The sequence below is a fragment of the Aeromicrobium sp. P2_G6 genome, assembly GCF_056403535.1.
Map to the genome: position 1 here is coordinate 209931 of NZ_JBFUFH010000007.1, position 19706 is coordinate 229636.

Genomic DNA, 19706 nt, shown 5'->3' on the forward strand with positions numbered 1-19706 from the left:
CTGGCGCCCCCCGAGAGGCCTATCGTCAATGACATGAGCGTGGCGGCATCGATCGAGGTGGACGGCGGGGTCCTGGTTGCGCATGACGGGTCGTCCCAGTCCGAGACGGCCGCACGAACGGCAGTGCGGTACGCCGGAGCGCTCGGTCATTCCGTGACGGCGGTGCGCGCCTGGAACATCAGCACCGCGCCTCGACCCCCAGTAGTGCAGCGCCCGGCTACATGCCACCGTTCGAGGACTTCGAAGCCGCCACGCTGGAGGTGCTGGAGGCAGACCTCGCGCCGATCCGTGCCGAGCACCCCGACGTGACGATCGCAGCAGCCGTCGTCCATAGGAGTCCGGCGGAGAAGCTCATCGAGGCGTCAGCGCATGCCGACCTGATCGTCGTCGGCAGCCGGGGCCACGGCGGGTTCGTCGGGCTTCTCCTGGGATCCGTCAGTGAACAAGTCGTACGCCACGCGAAGTGCCCGGTACTCGTCGACAAGCCGTCGCATCACGACAGTGAACCTTCCACCGACCAGCAGATGGATGACGCGCTGGCCAGCGAGCTCAAGCTCGACTGAGGGTGGACGAAGGTCCCCGTTGCCGCAGACCTTGGGCGGTGATGCCTCGGCGGCGTTGATGGTCGACTGACTGCATGAGCGCACCACCAGCGGGGCCAACCGACGGCGTGATTCTCGCTGACGGCAGTACGGCTGAGATCAGGCTCCTTCGGCCGGCTGACCGAGCAGCAGTGACCGCACTGTTCGACTCCTGCAGTGATGGCAACCTCTACACACGGTTCTTCACGGCCGGGCACGGCGCCGTGGTGCGCCACCTGAATCACATCTTCGACAGTGAGACGGACGCCCGGACGTACATCGTGCTCAGGGCCGGCCGCGTGATCGGCATCGCCGACGTGGAGCCCTGCGACGACTCGACCAGCGAGATTGCCTTCCTGGTGGCGGACGACTCGCACGGGCTCGGCATCGCGACGCTCCTGCTCGAACGGGCCGCCGAGGACGCCCGGGACTGTGGGGTCGCCTGGCTCGTCGCCGACGTCCTGGCGATCAACCACCCGATGCTCGAGGTGTTCGCCGACGCCGGGTTCAGGATCGAACGCCACACGGATCACGGTGAGGTTGCACTGCGGATCAGCACCGAGCTCGACGCGGCCGCGCGACTGGCGATGGCGGCCAGGCATGCCGGCGCGCTGGCCCACTCCCGCGTATAGCGGGACGTTGGTCCCGCCGCGCCGGGCGAATTGACCCTGCCCTCCGGTGATGGGACGCGACACGGTGGAAGTCATCCGTCGCCCACACAGGAGTTGTCATGAAAGCCGCTGTTGTCACCACGTTCGGTCAGCCGCTCGAGATCCACGAGCTCCCCATTCCGGAACCGTCGGTGGACCAGGTGCTGGTGCGTCTCGAGGCATCCGGTCTGTGCCACACGGACATCCACGCCGCGCACGGCGACTGGCCGGTCAAGCCGATGCCGCCGTTTGTGCCTGGGCATGAAGGAGTCGGCATCGTCGAGAAGATCGGCACGCGGGTCAGCGCGCACCAGGTTGGCGACCGGGTAGCCATCCCGTGGCTCGGACACGCCTGCGGGCATTGCCGGTACTGCGTCGACGGTCGCGAGACGCTCTGCGAGAGCCAGCAGAACAGTGGCTACTCGATCGATGGCGCCTTCGCCGAGTACGCCGTCGTCGATGCCCGCTACGCCGTCGCAGTGCCGGACGGTGTTCAGCCGTTCGACGCGGCCCCGTTGAGCTGTGCCGGTCTGACGTCGTACAAGTCGGTCACGGTCGCGAACGTGCAGCCCGGTGAGACCGTCGCGGTCTTCGGCATCGGCGGCCTGGGCCACCTGGCCGTCCAGTACGCCCGCCTCGTCGGCGCGACCGTGATCGCCGTCGACATCGACGAGGAGAAGCTCGAGCTGGCCACGTCGCTCGGCGCCGATCACGTGGTCAACGCGTCGACGGTCGACCCGGCTGCGGCCATCCAGGCTCTGGGCGGCGCGGACGTCGCGCTGGCGTATGCCGTCTCACCCAAGGCGTTCGAGCAGGCCTTCGCCTCCCTCAGCAGGGGAGGACGTCTCGTATGCGTGGCTCTGCCCGCCGAGGGCACGATGAGCATCCCGATCTTCGACACCGTGTTGAAGGGCATCGAGATCATCGGCTCGATCGTGGGCACCCGGCAGGACCTTGCCGAGGTCTTCGAGCTCCACGCCATGGGCCGTACGCGGGTCATCGCCGAGGGGCGCAAGCTCGAGCAGGTCAACGAGTCGATCGCCGAGCTCCTGTCCGGCAGCATCGCCGCACGCCTCGTCTTCGAGTTCTGAGGCGGAGCACCACCAACCAGACAACGGGTGCGCGCTGACGTCTAGCCGCAGTCACACAACCATGCGAAGGTGACGAGTAGATGCCCAAGACTTCGAGTCGAAGCAGGATCCGCGCACGACCAGACACGGGTGACGTGACGGATCGACACGCAGCACCGCCGGTGGCAGGCGCGCGCCAACCGTCTCCGGTCCTGATGCTCGCGCTCGCGACCGCAGGGTTCGCGGTCAACTTCTGGGCCTGGGCGCTGCTCAGTCCGTTGGGGCCGCTGTTCCGCACGAACGGAACTCTGGGCACGATCTCCGAGTCGGACGTCGCGCTGCTGGTCGCGGTGCCGGTCATCGTCGGATCGCTGGGCCGGATCCCGGTCGGGGCCCTGACGGATCGGTTCGGCGGACGGGTCATGTTCCCGCTGGTCTCGGCGGCCACGATCGTCCCGGTGCTCTTCATCGGCTTCTTCGCCCTGGACTCCTACGCGGCCCTGCTGGTGGGCGGGTTCTTCCTCGGCCTGGGCGGTACGACCTTCGCCGTGGGCGTCCCGTTCGTGAACGCCTGGTTCCCGCCGGAACGTCGAGGTCTGGCGATCGGCATCTTCGGAGCCGGCATGGGCGGAACCGCGATCAGCGCACTGACCACCGTCAAGCTGTTCAACAACGTCGGCAACCGCGCCCCGTTCGCCATCACGGCCGTCGCGCTCGCGGTCTATGCCGTCGTCGCGTGGGTGCTCCTGCGCGATGCACCCGGGCGGCAACCTGCCGGCGGATCGTTCGTCGGACGGCTGGTGGCCAACGCCAGGCTGCCGATCGCCTGGCAGGCCTGCGCTCTGTACGCGGTGGCCTTCGGCGGATACGTCGCCTTCTCCGTCTACCTGCCGTCCTACCTCAAGACCGCGTACGACCTCGAAGCTGGCGACGCCGCCAACCGGATGGCGGGGTTCGTCGTGGTCGCGGTCATCATGCGACCGGTGGGCGGGTGGCTCTCGGACCGCTTCGGCGCTGTCCCGGTGCTGGCCAGCGGATACGGAGTCGTGGTCGTCGGCGCGGCCGTGGCAGCCGGGACCCCACTGCTCGAGCATGTCGGCACCGTCGCGTTCCTCGCCATGGCCGCCGCCCTCGGGTCGGGCAGCGGCGCGACCTTCGCGCTGGTCGCGAGCGTCACCGATCCCTCCCGAGTCGGTGGGGTCACGGGTCTTGTCGGTGCCGCCGGCGGTCTCGGTGGCTTCGTGCCGCCGCTGATCATGGGCTACATCTACGGTCGCACCGATTCGTACGCCATCGGGCTTGTCCTGCTGTCGATCACCGCCGCGTGCGCGCTGGTGCTGACGCTGACGATCGTCAGGTCGACCGCTCGGTCCTCGACACCGCTCAATCCACACCACACATGAGGGAGACCGCGTGACGACGACGCCGGACAAGCCGCAGCACCCTGGACTGGATGGAGCGCTGAGCGAGGCGCTCGTCGGCACTCGCAAGTTCTTCACTCGCGCTGCCGTCTCGGAGGACCTGCGCAGCCTTCACGCCACCGGCGGTCGAGAGTCGGACGACTTCTATCGCGACCGGTGGAGCCACGACAAGGTCGTACGTTCGACGCACGGCGTCAACTGCACCGGATCGTGCTCGTGGAAGGTGTACGTCAAGGACGGCATCATCACGTGGGAGACCCAGCAGACCGACTACCCGTCGGTGGGACCAGACAGCCCGGAGTACGAGCCCCGCGGCTGTCCCCGCGGTGCGGCGTTCTCCTGGTACACGTACTCGCCGACCCGGATCCGCTACCCGTACATCCGTGGCGTCCTGCTGCAGATGTATCGCGAGGCCAAGAAGCAGCACGACGGCGATCCGGTGCGAGCGTGGGCACACATCGTCGACAACCCGCAGCGCGCCAAGGCGTACAAGTCGGCGCGTGGCAAGGGCGGCCTCGTGCGGGCGACGTGGGACGAGGCCACCGAGATGGTCGCGGCTGCGCACGTCCACACGATCAAGAAGTGGGGTCCTGACCGGGTGGCCGGGTTCTCGCCGATCCCGGCGATGTCGATGGTCTCCCACGCCTCGGGTGCGCGGTTCGTCAACCTGATCGGCGGCTCGATGCTGAGCTTCTATGACTGGTACGCCGATCTGCCCGTTGCCTCGCCGCAGGTTTTCGGCGACCAGACCGACGTCCCCGAGTCGGGTGACTGGTGGAATGCCGGCTACCTCATCATGTGGGGCTCCAACCTCCCCGTCACGCGTACGCCCGACGCCCACTGGATGACCGAGGCGCGCTATCGCGGGCAGAAGGTCATCGGCGTGGCGCCCGACTACGCCGACAACGTGAAGTTCGCCGACGAGTGGCTCGCCGCCCGCCCCGGGACCGACGGGGCCCTGGCGATGTCGATGGGGCACGTCGTGCTCAAGGAGTTCTTCGTCGACAAGCAGACGCCGTACTTCACCGAGTACGTCAAGAAGTACACCGACCTCCCGCACCTCGTGACCCTCGACGATCCGGGCGATGGCGGCGCGCTGCGGCCGGGCAAGTTCCTGACCGCGGCCGACCTGGCGGACCACGCCGAGGAGGAGAACGCCGAGTTCAAGACCGTGCTGGTCGACAGCGTGACCGATGAGCCGGTGATCCCCGACGGGACTCTCGGGCATCGCTACGGCGAGGCCGGCGTGGGCCACTGGAACCTCGACCTGCACGACGTCGATCCGCGGTTGTCGCTGCTGGAGGCCGGCGGCGAGACTGCGCTCGTCGAGCTGCCCCGGTTCGACACAATGGACGGAGCAGCCGACTCGTTGCCGCGAGGCGTTCCCGTACGACGTGTCGGCGACCGGGTCGTGACCACGGTGTTCGACCTCCTGCTGGCGCAGTACGGCGTCGGGCGCGACGGCCTGCCAGGGGAGTGGCCAAGCTCGTACGACGACGAGACCGCTCCCTACACGCCCGCTTGGCAGGAGAAGATCACCGGCGTACCCGCATCTGCCGCGGCCAGGATCGGCCGGGAGTTCGCCCAGAACGCCGAGGAGTCCAAGGGACGCTCGATGATCGTCATGGGCGCCGGGACCAACCACTGGTTCCACTCCGACACGATCTACCGCGCCTTCCTGACTCTGACGAACCTGACCGGATGCCAGGGCGTCAACGGCGGCGGCTGGGCGCACTACGTCGGGCAGGAGAAGGTCCGACCGATCACCGGCTACACGCAGGTCGCGAACGCGCTCGACTGGGTGCGCCCGCCGCGCAACATGATCCAGACCGCGTACTGGTATCTCCACACCGACCAGTTCCGTTACGACCACTTCGGTGCCGACACGCTCTCCGCCAAGACCGGGAAGGGACAGCTGGCTGGAAAGTCCACCGCGGACGTCATCGCGCAGAGCGCACGGATGGGCTGGATGCCGTCCTACCCGACGTTCAACCGCAATCCGTTGGATCTCAGCGACGAGGCCGCAGCAGAGGGCAAGCCGGTGGCCGAACACATCGTCGAGCAGCTGAAGAGTGGCGACCTCGACTTCGCCGGTGCTGACCCCGACGCCCCGGAGAACTCCCCGCGCATCCTGTCGATCTGGCGGGCGAACCTGCTGGGGTCATCCGGCAAAGGCAACGAGTACTTCCTCAAGCACCTGCTCGGTGCCGACTCGTCTCTACGGGCGACCGAGGCGCCGGAGGGCAGCCGCCCCAAGGACGTGAAATGGCATGAAGAGGCGCCCGAGGGCAAGCTCGACCTGCTGCTGACCCTGGACTTTCGGCAGACCAGCACGACGCTGTTCTCCGACGTCGTGCTGCCGGCTGCCACCTGGTACGAGAAGCACGACCTCAACACGACGGACATGCATCCGTTCGTGCACTCGTTCAACCCCGCAATCGCGCCGCCGTGGCAGACCCGCACCGACTGGGTGGCCTGGCAGACGATCGCCGAGAAGTTCAGCGAGCTGGCCGCCGTGCACCTCGGGGTCCGCAAGGACGTCGTGGCGGTCCCCCTGACGCACGACACCCCCGACGCCATGGCCAATCCGCACGGAGTTGTCCGTGACTGGAAGGCGGGGGAGTGCGACCCGATCCCTGGTGTCACGATGCCCAAGCTGGTCGAGGTCGAGCGCGACTACGGCGCAGTGGCGGCGAGGATGAACGCGCTGGGCCCGCTGGTCGACACGCTCGGCGCCACGACGAAGGGCGTGACGTTCGAGCTGGGCGCCCAGGTCGAGTACCTGCGCCGCAAGAACGGGGCGGTACGCGGCGGACCAGCCGACGGCCGTCCGTCGCTGAAGCGCGACATCGACATGTGCGAGGCGATTCTGGCGATGTCCGGGACCACCAACGGCCACCTCGCCGTCCAGGGGTTCAAGACGCTCGAGAAGCGCACAGGTACGCACATGTCGGACCTGGCCGAGGAGCACGAGGGCAAGCAGATCACCTTTGCGGACACGCAGGGACCACCCGTCCCGGTCATCACGTCGCCGGAGTGGTCCGGCTCCGAGACCGGCGGGCGCCGCTACTCACCGTTCACGATCAACGTCGAGCGACTCAAGCCGTGGCACACCCTGACCGGCCGGATGCACTTCTATCTCGACCACGACTGGATGACGGAGCTGGGCGAGGGGCTCCCGGTCTATCGGCCACCGCTCAACATGGCGTCGCTGTTCGCCGAGCCTGAGCTGGGCGACCTGTCCGATGGCTCTTCCGGTGCCGTCGCAGGTCTCACGGTCCGCTACCTGACGCCACACAACAAGTGGTCGATCCACTCGGAGTACCAGGACAACCTGTTCATGCTCTCGCTGTCGCGCGGAGGCCAGACGATCTGGATGAGCAACCTCGACGCCGACAAGGTCGGGATCAAGGACAACGACTGGATCGAGGCGGTCAACCGCAACGGCGTCGTGGTCGCCCGGGCCATCGTGACGCACCGGATGCCGGAGGGGACGGTGTACATGTACCACGCGCAGGACCGGCTGATCGACGTGCCGATCGCCGAGACCTCCGGCAAGCGTGGCGGCATCCACAACTCGTTGACCCGCATCCTGGTCAAGCCGAGCCACCTGATCGGCGGCTACGCGCAGCTCGCCTTCGCCTTCAACTACCTCGGCCCGACGGGCAATCAACGCGACGAGGTCACCGTGATCCGCAAACGAAGCCAGGACGTGACGTACTGATGTGTCTCGATACACGCTCGCTCCTTCGTCGCTCGCGCCACTCGACAACCGGAAGGCATTGACATGCGTGTGATGGCGCAGATGTCGATGGTCATGAACCTCGACAAGTGCATCGGCTGCCACACCTGCTCGGTGACGTGCAAGCAGGCGTGGACCAACCGTTCGGGGACCGAATACATCTGGTTCAACAACGTCGAGACCAAGCCGGGACTCGGCTACCCACGAACGTACGAGGACCAGGAGAAGTGGAAGGGCGGCTGGGAGCTCAACAAGCGCGGCCGACTGACCCTCAAGAGCGGCAGTCGCTTCAAGCGCCTGCTCAACATCTTCTCCAACCCGAAGCTGCCCTCGATCAACGAGTACTACGAGCCGTGGACATACGACTACGCGACGCTGACCGATGCCCCTGCGCAGGAGCACACGCCTGTCGCACGTCCCAAGTCGCTGATCTCCGGCAAGGACATGAAGATCGAGTGGTCGGCCAACTGGGATGACGATCTCGGCGGCTCCACGGCCACCGCGCATGAAGACCCGATCCTGAAGAAGGTCGGCGACAAGGTCAAGTTCGAGTTCGAGCAGACCTTCATGTTCTACCTGCCGCGGATCTGTGAGCACTGCCTCAACCCTTCCTGTGCGGCCTCCTGCCCCAGCGGTGCGATCTACAAGCGCGAGGAGGACGGGATCGTCCTGGTCGACCAGGACAAGTGCCGTGGCTGGCGGATGTGCGTGTCCGGCTGCCCGTACAAGAAGATCTACTTCAACCACAAGACCGGCAAGGCCGAGAAGTGCACGTTCTGCTTCCCGCGCATCGAGGTCGGCCTGCCGACGGTGTGCTCGGAGACGTGCGTCGGCCGGCTGCGTTACATCGGACTGGTGCTCTACGACGCCGACAAGGTCCTCGAGGCCGCGTCCGTCGAGGACGATGCGGACCTCTATGAGGCGCAGCGCTCGGTCTTCCTCGACCCGTTCGACCCCGAGGTGATCCGCGAGGCGGAGAAGGCCGGCATTCCCCACGACTGGGTCGACGCCGCACAGCGGTCACCCATCTGGGCCCTGATCAGCCGGTTCAAGGTCGCGTTGCCGCTGCATCCGGAATACCGGACGATGCCGATGGTCTGGTACATCCCACCGCTGTCGCCGGTCATCGACGTTGTCAAGGAGACGGGGGAGGACGCCGAGGACAAGGGCAACCTGTTCGCCGCGATCGATGCGTTGCGCATCCCCATCGAGTACCTCGCCGAGATGTTCACCGCCGGTGACCCGGTGCCGGTCGACGGCGTGCTCAAGAAGCTCGCAGCGATGCGGTCGTACATGCGGGACATCAACATGGGCCGCGAGCCCGACCCGTCGATTCCTGCCGCCGTCGGGATGACGGAGGAGGAGATGTACGACATGTACCGGCTCCTCGCCATCGCCAAGTACGACGAGCGCTACGTCATCCCGCCGGCACACGCCGAGCAGGCCCACTCGTTGGAGGAGCTCGCCACCGAGTGCTCGCTCGACTACGACGGCGGACCGGGAATGGGCGGTTCGGGTCCGTTCGGCGAGGGCTCGGGCGCCCCGACACCGATCGCCGTGGAGAACTTCCAGATGCTGCAGAGCCGGCAGACATCCGACAGTGTTGCCTCGCCCGAAGGCAAGTCGTCCCGGGTCAACCTGCTCAACTGGGACGGTCGTGGCGACCCCGGCGGGCTGTTCCCGCCTCGTGACACCGAAGGCGGGGCCGACGCATGAGCCGCACGTATCCCGCGCCGACCCTCTCGTCACGCGAGCTCACCCTGACCTGGCAGTCGGCCGCCTTGCTGCTCGACTACCCCGACGAGGCCTTGCTCGGCAGGATCCCGTTGCTGCGTGAAGCGGCGCAGGAGCTGCCCACCGCCATTGCGGCCTCCCTCGGGAAGATGATCACCGAGCTCGAGCGAACGCCACTGACGCAGCTGCAGCAGGACTACGTCGAGACGTTCGACACCCGGCGACGCTGCAACCTGTTCCTGACCTACTTCGCGCACGGTGACACGCGCAAGCGCGGCATGGCGCTGCTGCGCTTCAAGCAGACGTACCTGGCGTCGGGGTTCATCCTGGATGACGCCGAGCTCCCGGACCATCTCTGCGTCGTCCTGGAGTACGCCGCCACGATCGACCAGCTCCTGGGCCGGGGGCTCATGCTCGACCACCGCGCCGGGCTCGAGCTGCTGCGGCTTTCGTTGCGCGACATGGCATCGCCGTGGTTCGCGGTCATCGATGCGGTGTGTGCGACCCTTCCGCCGTTGCGCGGTGAGGAACGCGATGCTGTTCGCCGCCTCGCCGCCGAAGGTCCGCCCGAGGAAGAGGTCGGGCTTGCCCCGTTTGCCACACCGGAGTTCAGCCCCGGCGCTGCGCCAGAACCCGACCGCACGCTGTTGCCCATGCCGACATTCCCAGGAGCCCGCTGATGGACCAATTCCTGTGGGTCATCTTTCCCTACATCTGCCTGACGATCTTCGTCGTCGGCCACGCCTGGCGTTATCGCTACGACAAGTTCGGTTGGACCACGCGCTCGTCGCAGCTCTACGAGAACCGGCTTCTGCGCCTGGGCAGCCCGCTGTTCCACTTCGGGATCATCGGCGTCTTCTTCGGTCATGTCATCGGTCTGGGCATCCCGGAGAGCTGGACGGACGCCGTCGGGATCTCCGAGGGGATGTACCACTTCATGGCGTTGTCAGTCGGCGCCCTCGCGGGAGCGGCCACCGTCATCGGCATGGTGATCCTGATCTACCGTCGCCGCACGACAGGGCCGGTGTTCTCGGCCACGACCCGCATGGACAAAGTCATGTACGTCTTCCTGGCCAGCGTCATCGTGCTCGGCCTGCTCAACACCGTCATGAACGTCGCCGGCGACTACAACTACCGCGAAGGAGTCTCGGTCTGGTTCCGCGGCATCTTCCGGTTCCAGGTGCACCCCGACCTGATGAGCGAGGCGCCGTTGGGCTTCCAGCTGCACGGCCTGATCGCCATGGCCCTGTTCGCGCTGTGGCCGTTCACCCGGTTGGTGCACGTGTTCAGCGCACCCCTGGGCTACCTCACCCGGCCCTACATCGTCTATCGCAGCAGGGACGACCAGGAGCTGGGCTCACACTCCACGCGCCGCGGATGGGAGCGCTCAGGCCGCTGAGTCGGGAGTGATCAGATGACGAAGTGCCACGAGTGCGGCGACGCTGATCCCGGCAACCGGCCCCACCGCGCCCCACGCGGCCTCTGTCAACCGTACGGACGCGACAACCGGGGTGAGCAGGATCGGCAAGCCGGTCAGCACGAACCAGACCAACATGCCGGGCGCGAGGATCAATGCATCGCGCGCGTTCTTGCTCAGCCGGACTCCGACCATGAAGGCTGCGGGCAGGAACAGACCGAGGTCGAGGACGTGGACCGGGTTGGTCGGCACGTTCCAGTCTGAGGCGCTCGTGGATTCACGGCCGTTCATCAGGTCAGGAATGATCTCACTGAGCCACAGGAGCGCAAACAGCACGGCCACGCCGGCCAGCACCACCACGGCCAGTCTCGATGGCCGCACCACTGAGAGGTCGACGTGTCCCGCCGCCCGCACACCGGTCACCAAGGCGTAGATGCTGAGGCCGAGCACGGTGGTCCACACGAGGAACAGCGGTCCGAAGGTGATCGAGAAGCAGTAGATCGCGTAGTTGTAGGCCAGGAACGCCAGCGCACCCAAACCGACGAGGTGAGCGCGGACGCTGCCCCGCAGCACCAGTAGCGCAGTCCCCGCGACGAATGGCACGACGACGGCAGCTGTCACGAGATCCTGCGCGAGCGCGGAATCGACCATCACAGTCGTCTCGTCTCCGTAGATCGCGCGCCAGTCGGCCAGGGCGATGACGTTGCCGACCAGGGCGAGCACCGACGCCACGCCGGCAAGCAGCCACGTCCTCGTCAGGAGGGCTTCCTGGCGTTCTGACCTCCTGTCGTGCACCACGGTCATCGGGCAGCCGACGCCTGCCGCAGATCCATCTCGATGTCGCGCTCGTCAAGCGCCGCCAGCGTCCACGGCACGACCAGCACCGGAGCAGCCGAATAGCGCAGGCAATGTTCCACCGTGTGATGCGTGCTGTGGCGCGTGCCCGGGCCCCGATCGGTCGATCCGAGTACCAGGACCTCTGCGTTCCGGGCGGCAGCGACGAGCGTGGGCCCGGCGAAGCTCTGGCTGACCTCGCGAACGATGGGTGGATGGTGCGGGTCCCGGCGAGTTGCTTCTGCGACGACGTGCTCCAGGATCTCTGTTGCGCGCTCATGGCTGTCACACGGCAACGGGCCGGAGTCGTCACGTCGCCCATCAGCAGGCCAACAGATGATCGCGAGGACCTCGGTCTGGCGGAGCTCGGCTTCCCTCATGGCGACCTGGAGCGCCGCCGTGGAGGCGGGTCCGCCGTCGATCCCGACAACGATCGGCAATGCAAGCATGGTTCTCTCCTGGTGGGTACGTCGTTGAGCCTCCAGCGTCCCGTCTGGAGCCGCGGCCGGACGAGGGTCGAGCTTCCCTTGCCAGCGGGACGTTGGGCCCGCCAGTTGCCGCACGACCCGGGACCTTCGGTCCTCGACACCTCTCGCGCCGCGCTTGATACTGACACTGCGCCCATCCTCCGAAGGAGCTCCATGACCATTCGCGTCTTCCTGCTCGACGACCACGAAGTCGTACGTGCGGGGCTCAAGCACCTGCTCGAGAGCGGCGGCGACATCGAGGTCGTGGGCGAGGCAGGCACTGCGGCTGCGGCCATCTCCCGCATCCCCGCGCTGATGCCGGATGTCGCGGTGCTCGACGCGCGACTTCCGGACGGCAGCGGGATCGACGTATGCCGTCAGGTGCGGTCAAGCCGGCCGGAGACGAAGGCCATCATCCTGACGTCGTACGACGACGACGAAGCGCTCTTCTCCGCGATCATGGCGGGGGCGGCCGGTTATGTGCTCAAGCAGGTCAACGGGCAGGACCTGGTGAACGCGGTGCGACACGTCGCCGGCGGAGGGTCGCTGCTCGACCCGAGTGTCACCGCGAAGGTCATGGAACGGTTGCGCGAGGGTGCCCCGAACGAGCCCGACGAGCTCAAGAGCCTCACCCCGCAGGAGCGACGCATCCTCGAGCTCGTGGCCGAGGGACTGACCAACCGGCAGATCGGCGAGCGGCTCTTCCTCGCGGAGAAGACCATCAAGAACTACATGTCGAACGTGCTGTCCAAGCTCGGCCTCGAGAGCCGGACGCAGGCAGCCGTGTTCGCCACCCGACTGCTCGACCACTGAACATGTGCCGACTCAGGTCGGCACCGACCAAGCCAGGCGGGTCCCGCCGCCCGGCGCCTGATGGATCGCGAACGTGCCGCCTTGCGACTCCGCCCGGTGGCGGAGATTGTCGAGGCCGCTCAGCTTGGGGGAGTCGCCAGGACCCACACCGTTGTCCGTGACCTCGATGCTGACCTCGCCCGATGCCGCGGTCACGCTGATCTCCACCTTCGTGGCGTGAGCGTGACGTACGGCGTTGGCGAGCGCCTCCGTGACCACCGCGGCAACGTCGTCCGTCATGCTGCCTGACGCCATCAGGTCGACCGGACCGGAGAACACCACGCGGGGCTTGCTCTCCATCTGGTCGCTGACCCGGTCGACGATCTCGAGGATGCGGGCACGTACGCTCACGGTCGTCGACTCGGGATCTCGCCGCATCGCGAAGATGCTCTGCCTGATCTGCGCGATGGCGCCGTCGATCTCCTGGACCTGAGCGGTGATCCGCTCGGCTGCCTCGCCTTCCAGCACCGCCGCGGTCCCTTGCAGGCTCAGACCGGTCGCGAACAGCCGCTGGATCACGTGATCGTGAAGGTCTCGCGCGATTCGGCTGCGGTCCTCGAGCAGGGCAACCCGTCGCCGCGCGCGTTGCGACTCCGCCCGGTCGACCGCGACTCCGATGTGGCTCGCGAACGAAACGCCCAGGTCGAGGTCTTTCTGGCTGAAGGGCAGCCGCTCCTTGGTGCGGCTGACGATCAGGACACCCGCCGGCCGGTCGGCATGCCCGAAGGGGATCACCATCGACGGGCCGAGCAGGGCGGGGTATCCGAGACCGTCCGGCTCGAGCCCCTCGTGCTCGTGGACGAGAACCGGGTCGCCCTGGGCAATCACCCTGCCGGCGAAGGTGTTGGCGAGTGGGAACGAGCGCGATGTCAGCTCTTCCCCTCCCAGACCCGATGCTCGCTCGACGACGATTTCATCGCCGGAGTCGGAGATCAGCCCGATGCTGACCAGGTCGGCGCCCGCCAGGTCATGCACCTCCTTCACGATGCTCCCGAGCTGGTTGTCCTCGTCGTCCTGCATGAGTCGGCGAGCAGTCTCCGCCAAGGCCGAGGACCAGCGGGCACGATAGGCCGAGTCGTCGAAGAGTCGGGCGTTCTCGATGGCGATGCCCGCAGTCGCCGCGAGTGCCTCCGCGAGCTCCTCGTCATCGGGCGAGAATGCGCCGTTGAGGCTGTCGGTCAGGTAGAGATTGCCGTAGACCTCGTCCCGGACCCGGATGGGGACGCCGAGGAAGCTCCGCATGGGCGGGTGATTCGAGGGGAAACCGCTTGACCTGGCGTCCGATGCGATGGTCTCCAGACGGACGGGCCGAGGATCGTCGATCAGTGCCCCGAGCAGTCCCTTGCCTTCTGGCAGGTGGTCGATCTGCTCGTACACCTCCGGGTCCATACCGACGTGGATGAACTGCTCGAGGCGGCGCTCGTCACCGATGACCCCCATCGCCGCGTATCGGGCGTTGAGCAGCTCCTTGCCGATCTCGACGATCCGACGCAGCACGTTGGGGAGGTCCAGATTGCTCGTCAGCTCGTTGTTGATGCGAATCAGGTCACGCATCCGGGCCTGGGACGTCATCATCTCTTGCGCGCGCTCGACGAAGTGCGTCAGTGCGGACTCGAACTCGAGCTTGGGTCCTGCAGATTCGGATTCTTCCATCGTCGTGCGGCTCCCTCGGATGGTCGTCCCGGCTCAGGCTACGCCGCTGGGCGGTCCGGGAGTGCCGATCGGCCCCAGCAGGACCTAGGTCCCCCGGGATCAGGACGGCAGCCCGTGTCCTCTCGAGCGTCCGCGGCGAATGCTGGGAAGCAGAGAACAGTCCAGGAGGAAGCATGGAATTCACCGGCCAGCCCGTCGTCGTCGGCATCGGCGACAAGCAACCGACCGCCCTCCGTTTCGCCCTCCGCGAGGCACACCGGGAGGGCACGGGTCTGCGGGTCGTTCACTCGGCCGGCCTCCCGGCCCAGAGCGTTGTCGCTCAGGCTGGCCCGGAGATCGTCGCGGCACTGCTGGATGCCGGGCAGAAGGTGCTCGACGACGCGCGGCACTTCATCGATCAGGAAGTCACACCGGTTCCGGTGACGTACGACCTCACGTCCGATGCCCCGATCGGGGCGCTGGAGGGCGCGGCGCAGGCGGCGAGCGTCGTCGTGATCGGCGCTGACAACATCTCGTGGCCCGACCGGCTCCTCGGCGGCGCCATTGCGTCGCACATCGCGCTTCACGCGGTGTGCCCGGTCGTCGTGGTCCCGGAACGCTCGTACCCCATGACGCTGGACGGTGGCGTGGTGATTGCGCTCGACGGCGACACGCCCGCGCGGGGACCGCTTCAGTTCGCGTTCGAGCAGGCGGACGCACGGGGCGATCTGCTCCACGTGTTGCACGCCATCCCGCCTGGCACGGCCGTTCAGGACTCCGAGGCGATTCGCGCGAACATCGGTGAGGTGCTCGCGGGCTGGTCGGACCGATATCCCGACGTCCGCGTGCTGTTGAGCTTCCCGATCGACGAGGCCGACGACGCCTGCCTCCGAGCGACCGAACGCTCGCAGCTTGTCGTGGTCGGGCGCCCACGCCGGCGCGGCTTGCCCTTCGCGCTGGCGCGACCACTGGCGGCCGAGGTCGTCAGGTACGCGCACTGCCCGGTGGCAGTCGTCCCAGCGGAATATCGGGGAGTCTGACATGAGCGCCGTCGCCACCGGGCGCACGCTCGTCGTCGCTGCGTCCAGCCGGCACGGTGGGACCTGCGAGATCGCCGACCGACTCGCGACGACGTTGCAAGCTGACCTTCCGCTCGGCTGGACGGTCATCCGTCCTGACCTCTCCGACCTGCGCGCGCTCGACGGCGCCGACGCCGTCGTCCTGGGCAGCGCGATCTACTACAGCCACTGGATGCGCGCGGCGGCCCACGCCCTGGCCTATCTCAAGGACGCGCCACTGTTCGACTTGTGGCTGTTCAGCACCGGCCCCATCTCTGATGTCGAGAGCGAGAACGCACAGGTCATCTCGGCCGATGCGATGGTCGCGACTGGACAAGCCATCGAGCACAAGGTCTTCGGAGGCCGTCTCGACACCTCCCGGCTCTCCTGGCTGGAACGCACCGCTGTCAAAGCCGTCCACGCCATCCCCGGCGACCACCGCGACTGGGACCAGGTCGACGACTGGGCTCACCACATCGCCCAGCAGCTTTCCGTCGTGCCGTCGGAAAGCTGATGCGTGTCGTCGTCGCACTGGGCGGGAACGCCATCTTGCGCCGCGACCAGCAGATGACCATCGACAACCAGCGAGCGTCGATCGCCGCGGCATGTGAACCGCTCGCACGCATCGCGGCAGAACACGAGCTCGTGGTCTCGCACGGCAACGGCCCTCAGATCGGCCTGCTGGCCCTGCAGGCCGCCGCCTACGACCAGGTCAGCGAGTATCCGTTCGACGTCCTCGGGGCGTCGACCGAGGGAATGATCGGCTATCTCGTCGAACAAGAGCTGGGGAACCGGCTGGCCAACGCACGGGTCGTCACGACCTTGGTGACGCGCACTGAGGTTGACCCGTCGGATCCGGCGTTCGCGGATCCGACGAAGTTCGTCGGGCCCGGCTATTCCGAGTCGGCTGCGGCGATCGCCACCGAGCAGCACGGCTGGGTCATGAAGCGTGACGGCACGCGCATGCGCAGGGTCGTCGCGTCGCCGCAGCCGCTCCAGATACTCGAGCTGCGACCCATTCAATGGCTGCTGGAGAAGGGCGCGGTCGTCATCTGCGCCGGCGGGGGCGGTGTACCAACGGTGCGACGTGATCGTGACAGCGAGGACGGCACGGGCGACGTCCTGGCGGGGATCGAGGCTGTCGTCGACAAGGATCTCGCCAGTGCGGTCCTGGCCCGCGATCTCAGCGCCGACCTGTTGATCATCGCGACCGACGTCCACGGCGTGTTCGTCGACTGGCGCGGACCTGACGAGCAGCAGATCGTACAAGCGCATCCCGATGCACTGGATCCCGACGGGTTTCCTCCGGGATCGATGCGCCCGAAGGTTCAGGCCGCTGTGCAGTTCGCCAAGGAGACCTCGGGAACGGCCGTCATCGGGTCGCTCGAGGAGATCGACCTGATGCTGGCCGGACGAGCGGGAACCAAGGTCTCGCAGTCGTTCGAGGGAGTCCAGTACTAGCTCACTTCCCGGAGACGCGCCGCCCGTCGATCGAGCTCGGAGTGATCTTGATGACCAGCGGGCGTACGCCGCCGGCCCACGGCTTGAGCCGATGATGGGACAGCACCATGTTGATGGTGGCCCGATCCTCGACTCCACGTGCGGCTCCACGAACCGTGACGTTCCAGCCGTCGCGGAAGACGTCCTGATGATCGACGCCGAACGCCACGTCATCGTGGCCCCTCGCGAGGCTCGACAAGAACCCGTCTGGCAGCGTCCTGAAGTAGATCGCCCCGTCGATCAGCGCGAAGTTGACCGGGACGAGCTGCTGGCCATCGTTGTCGACGAACGCGATGCGGCCCACGGTCGTGGTCTCCAGGAGTGCGAGGCACTCCTTCTCAGGCAGCTCGACGATGGAACCCTGCGTGCGGTCATCCGGTGTCGTCATGGGACTTCCCATCCTTGTCTCGTCCTCCGAGTCTCCCGCGGTCGCGGCTGACGCGCCACGGGCCGGGGGCATCGACGACCGGGACCTTGGTCCCCGAGCGGGGGACCGTACGGACCAAGGGCCCATCGAGTCCGGACCGAGTGCTCTGACCTGCGGCGGGCGCCACGGCGAGGCTGAGGGCAACGAACAACAACCTTGAAGGAGTCACGATGACCGCCATCCTGGGAGCCCGCAACACAGCTTCCGCAACTGTCTCGGCCGAACGGACCAGCCTGCTGTCGTACGTGCTCGGCGTCACCCGCCTGGCCATGGGATGGACCTTCTTGTGGCCGTTCCTCGACAAGACCTTCGGACTCGGGCACGAGACGGCGTCGGCTGATGCCTGGATCAACGGCGGCAGCCCGACGAGTGGATTCCTCGGGCACGCCACCAAGGGACCGTTCTCGGACTTCTACCAGGGGATGGCGGGACAGGCCTGGGCCGACTGGATGTTCATGCTCGGCCTGCTCGGCATCGGTGTCGCCCTGATCGCCGGAGTCGCGATTCGCGCCGCTGCCGCAGCCGGTGGGCTGCTGCTCGTCCTCATGTGGACGGCGGTCCTTCCCCCGGAGAACAACCTCTTCCTCGACGACCACCTGATCTACGCTCTCCTGCTCGCCATCGTGGCGCTCATGAGCGCGGGTCGGACATTCGGCCTCGGAGCCATCTGGGAGAAGCTGCCGATCGTACGCAAGTACGCCGCTCTCCGCTGAACCCGCGCACCGTGGCCACCAGTCCGGCGCCGACTCTCATGAGTCGGCGCCGGATCCTTGTGCGCTCGGGCGTCACATGTGGCCGGTCTCCAGATATCTCTCGTGCCAGCTCAGCGCCTCGCCGAGCAGGTGCGGAGTGTGGCGTCCTGTGGGGTGCGCCTGCCAGGCCCGTTCGGTGTAGCTCGAGAGGGCGTCCCTGAACAGCGGGTGTGCGCAATTGGCAATGACGTGCTTCGCACGCTCCCGGGGCGACTTGCCGCGCAGGTCGGCGAGACCATGCTCAGTCACCACGACGTGCACATCGTGCTCGGTGTGGTCGACGTGGCTCACCATCGGGACGATCGTCGAGATCGCGCCGCCCTTGGCCGTGGAAGGGGAGAGGAAGAAGCTGAGGTACGCGTTGCGGGCGAAGTCACCGCTGCCCCCGATGCCGTTCATGATCGAGCTGCCCATGACATGAGTCGAGTTGACGTTGCCGTAGATGTCGGCCTCGAGCATCCCGTTCATGGCGATGACACCCAGCCGGCGGACGAGCTCGGGATGGTTGGAGATCTCCTCGCTGCGCAGGAGGATCCGGCCTTTGTACGCCTCGATGTTCGACATGAACCGCTTGGCGCCGGGCTCCGAGAGCCCGAACGAGGTCGCCGATGCGGCCCGGAGGGTGCCGCTGTCCAGCAGGTCCAGCATGCCGTCCTGGATCACCTCGGTGAACGCCACGAGGTCGGTGAACTCGCTGCCGTCGAGACCGGCCAGTACGGCATTCGCGACGTTGCCGACCCCGGACTGCAGCGGCAGCAGCGACGGCGGCATCCGGCCCGCCGCGACCTCGTGGCGCAGGAAGTCCAACACGTGGCCGGCGATCGCCTCTGACGTCTCGTCCGGCAGCGTGAACGGCGAGTTGCGATCGGCGTGGTTCGTCTCGACCACCGCCACGACCTTCTGCGGGTCGACGTGCAGGTACGGCTCGCCGATGCGCTGCATCGGCTCGGTCAGCTGGATCGGGTTGCGGTGTGGGGGGAGAGCGGTGCCTTCGTAGATGTCGTGGAATCCCTCGAGCTCGCGCGGCTGCCAGTGATTGACCTCGAGGATCACCCGATCCGCCCGGTCGAGCCAGGTCTTGTTGTTGCCGACGGAGGTGCTCGGAACGAGCACACCTCCGGGCAGGATCGCGGTCACCTCGACGACGGCGACGTCGAGGTTGCCGTAGAAGCCGAACCACATGTGCTGCGCCGAGTGACTGAGGTGCTCGTCGATGTACTCGACATCCCCTGAGTTGATGAGCCGTCGCAAGGTCGGATCGGAGTTGTAGGGCAGGCGCGAGGAGATGCCATTCACCTCGGCGAGCGCGCCGTCTGCGTCGGGGGCCGTCGACGCCCCGGTCCACAGGCCGATGCGAAACTCGTCGCCGCGATCGTGCGCCTGCTCCATCTGTCGCGCGAGGGCACCCGGGATCGCCTTGGGATAGCCGGCTCCGGTGAATCCGCTGAAGCCGACGTGATCCCCGTGGCGAATCAGGGCGGCAGCCGTCTCGGCGCTGGTGACCTTGGTGCTCAGCACGGGACAGGAGATGCGAGTCACGCGACGTCCTTCCTTGAGGATCGGGTACAA

General features: G+C 67.1%; 17 protein-coding genes and 2 pseudogenes. 14 read left to right on the forward strand and 5 right to left on the reverse strand.

Annotated features, from left to right (window positions below; translation table 11 throughout):
• Positions 1–33: 33 nt before the first annotated feature.
• The 9 genes and pseudogenes from AC1DVU_RS20340 to narI form a co-directional block, all read left to right on the forward strand.
• Positions 34–141, forward strand: a pseudogene (locus tag AC1DVU_RS20340) (hypothetical protein); the annotation flags it as partial.
• An 8-nt stretch (positions 142–149) separates the two neighbouring features.
• Positions 150–563 (forward strand): annotated as a pseudogene (locus tag AC1DVU_RS20345) (universal stress protein); the annotation flags it as partial.
• Positions 564–637: 74 nt separating this feature from the next.
• Positions 638–1213, forward strand: coding sequence for an N-acetyltransferase family protein (locus AC1DVU_RS20350; RefSeq protein ID WP_476924271.1), 576 nt, complete (start codon positions 638–640; stop codon positions 1211–1213).
• A gap of 98 nt (positions 1214–1311) precedes the next feature.
• Positions 1312–2322, forward strand: a complete 1011-nt coding sequence (gene adhP, locus AC1DVU_RS20355; RefSeq protein ID WP_476924272.1) for an alcohol dehydrogenase AdhP — start codon at positions 1312–1314, stop codon at positions 2320–2322.
• 134 nt (positions 2323–2456) lie between these two features.
• A complete protein-coding gene (locus tag AC1DVU_RS20360) occupies positions 2457–3704 on the forward strand; it encodes an MFS transporter (RefSeq protein ID WP_476924273.1) in 1248 nt (415 codons plus the stop codon).
• Positions 3705–3714: 10 nt separating this feature from the next.
• Positions 3715–7446, forward strand: coding sequence for a nitrate reductase subunit alpha (locus AC1DVU_RS20365; protein WP_476924274.1), 3732 nt, complete (start codon positions 3715–3717; stop codon positions 7444–7446).
• Positions 7447–7509: 63 nt separating this feature from the next.
• On the forward strand, positions 7510–9180 hold the full coding sequence (gene narH, locus AC1DVU_RS20370; protein ID WP_476924275.1) for a nitrate reductase subunit beta: 1671 nt from the start codon (positions 7510–7512) through the stop codon (positions 9178–9180).
• Complete coding sequence (narJ, locus tag AC1DVU_RS20375) at positions 9177–9878, forward strand: nitrate reductase molybdenum cofactor assembly chaperone (RefSeq protein ID WP_476924276.1); 702 nt, start codon at positions 9177–9179, stop codon at positions 9876–9878. Before narH ends, narJ begins: the two co-directional genes overlap by 4 nt.
• The gene (narI, locus tag AC1DVU_RS20380) at positions 9878–10597 is read left to right on the forward strand and encodes a respiratory nitrate reductase subunit gamma (protein WP_476924277.1); all 720 of its coding nucleotides are present in this window, start codon (positions 9878–9880) and stop codon (positions 10595–10597) included. The genes narJ and narI overlap by 1 nt, the downstream gene beginning before the upstream one ends.
• Here narI and AC1DVU_RS20385 read toward each other — a convergent pair.
• Both AC1DVU_RS20385 and AC1DVU_RS20390 read right to left on the reverse strand, forming a co-directional pair.
• Complete coding sequence (locus tag AC1DVU_RS20385; RefSeq protein WP_476924278.1) at positions 10586–11419, reverse strand: hypothetical protein; 834 nt, start codon at positions 11417–11419, stop codon at positions 10586–10588. The two genes, narI and AC1DVU_RS20385, sit on opposite strands and share 12 nt — an antisense overlap.
• Positions 11416–11898: a universal stress protein gene (locus tag AC1DVU_RS20390; RefSeq protein WP_476924279.1), complete on the reverse strand. Its 483-nt coding sequence runs from the start codon at positions 11896–11898 to the stop codon at positions 11416–11418. Before AC1DVU_RS20390 ends, AC1DVU_RS20385 begins: the two co-directional genes overlap by 4 nt.
• 192 nt (positions 11899–12090) lie before the next feature.
• On the opposite strand from AC1DVU_RS20390, the gene AC1DVU_RS20395 reads away from it, so the two are divergent.
• Entirely contained in the window at positions 12091–12729 is a 639-nt protein-coding gene (locus tag AC1DVU_RS20395; RefSeq protein ID WP_476924280.1) for a response regulator, read from the forward strand.
• Between the two features lie 12 nt (positions 12730–12741).
• Here the strand turns inward: AC1DVU_RS20395 and AC1DVU_RS20400 are convergent, their stop codons facing one another.
• Positions 12742–14421, reverse strand: coding sequence for a GAF domain-containing sensor histidine kinase (locus AC1DVU_RS20400; RefSeq protein ID WP_476924281.1), 1680 nt, complete (start codon positions 14419–14421; stop codon positions 12742–12744).
• A 173-nt stretch (positions 14422–14594) separates the two neighbouring features.
• Between AC1DVU_RS20400 and AC1DVU_RS20405 the strand changes: the two genes are divergently transcribed.
• Genes AC1DVU_RS20405 through AC1DVU_RS20415 form a run of 3 tightly spaced genes read left to right on the forward strand, consistent with a single transcriptional unit; the run spans position 14595 to position 16919 of the window.
• Positions 14595–15440 (forward strand): universal stress protein, encoded by an 846-nt coding sequence (locus tag AC1DVU_RS20405; protein ID WP_476924282.1) that lies wholly within the window; start codon positions 14595–14597, stop codon positions 15438–15440.
• 1 nt (position 15441) lies between these two features.
• A complete protein-coding gene (locus AC1DVU_RS20410; RefSeq protein ID WP_476924283.1) occupies positions 15442–15972 on the forward strand; it encodes a flavodoxin domain-containing protein in 531 nt (176 codons plus the stop codon).
• A complete protein-coding gene (locus AC1DVU_RS20415) occupies positions 15972–16919 on the forward strand; it encodes a carbamate kinase (protein WP_476924284.1) in 948 nt (315 codons plus the stop codon). Before AC1DVU_RS20410 ends, AC1DVU_RS20415 begins: the two co-directional genes overlap by 1 nt.
• A 1-nt stretch (position 16920) precedes the next feature.
• Here AC1DVU_RS20415 and AC1DVU_RS20420 read toward each other — a convergent pair whose 3' ends face one another.
• Positions 16921–17346 (reverse strand): pyridoxamine 5'-phosphate oxidase family protein, encoded by a 426-nt coding sequence (locus AC1DVU_RS20420; protein WP_476924285.1) that lies wholly within the window; start codon positions 17344–17346, stop codon positions 16921–16923.
• A gap of 209 nt (positions 17347–17555) precedes the next feature.
• On the opposite strand from AC1DVU_RS20420, the gene AC1DVU_RS20425 reads away from it, so the two are divergent.
• Positions 17556–18098, forward strand: a complete 543-nt coding sequence (locus tag AC1DVU_RS20425; RefSeq protein WP_476924286.1) for a hypothetical protein — start codon at positions 17556–17558, stop codon at positions 18096–18098.
• A gap of 72 nt (positions 18099–18170) precedes the next feature.
• Here the strand turns inward: AC1DVU_RS20425 and AC1DVU_RS20430 are convergent, their stop codons facing one another.
• The gene (locus tag AC1DVU_RS20430) at positions 18171–19676 is read right to left on the reverse strand and encodes an acetyl-CoA hydrolase/transferase family protein (RefSeq protein ID WP_476924287.1); all 1506 of its coding nucleotides are present in this window, start codon (positions 19674–19676) and stop codon (positions 18171–18173) included.
• Between the last annotated feature and the right edge of the window lie 30 nt (positions 19677–19706).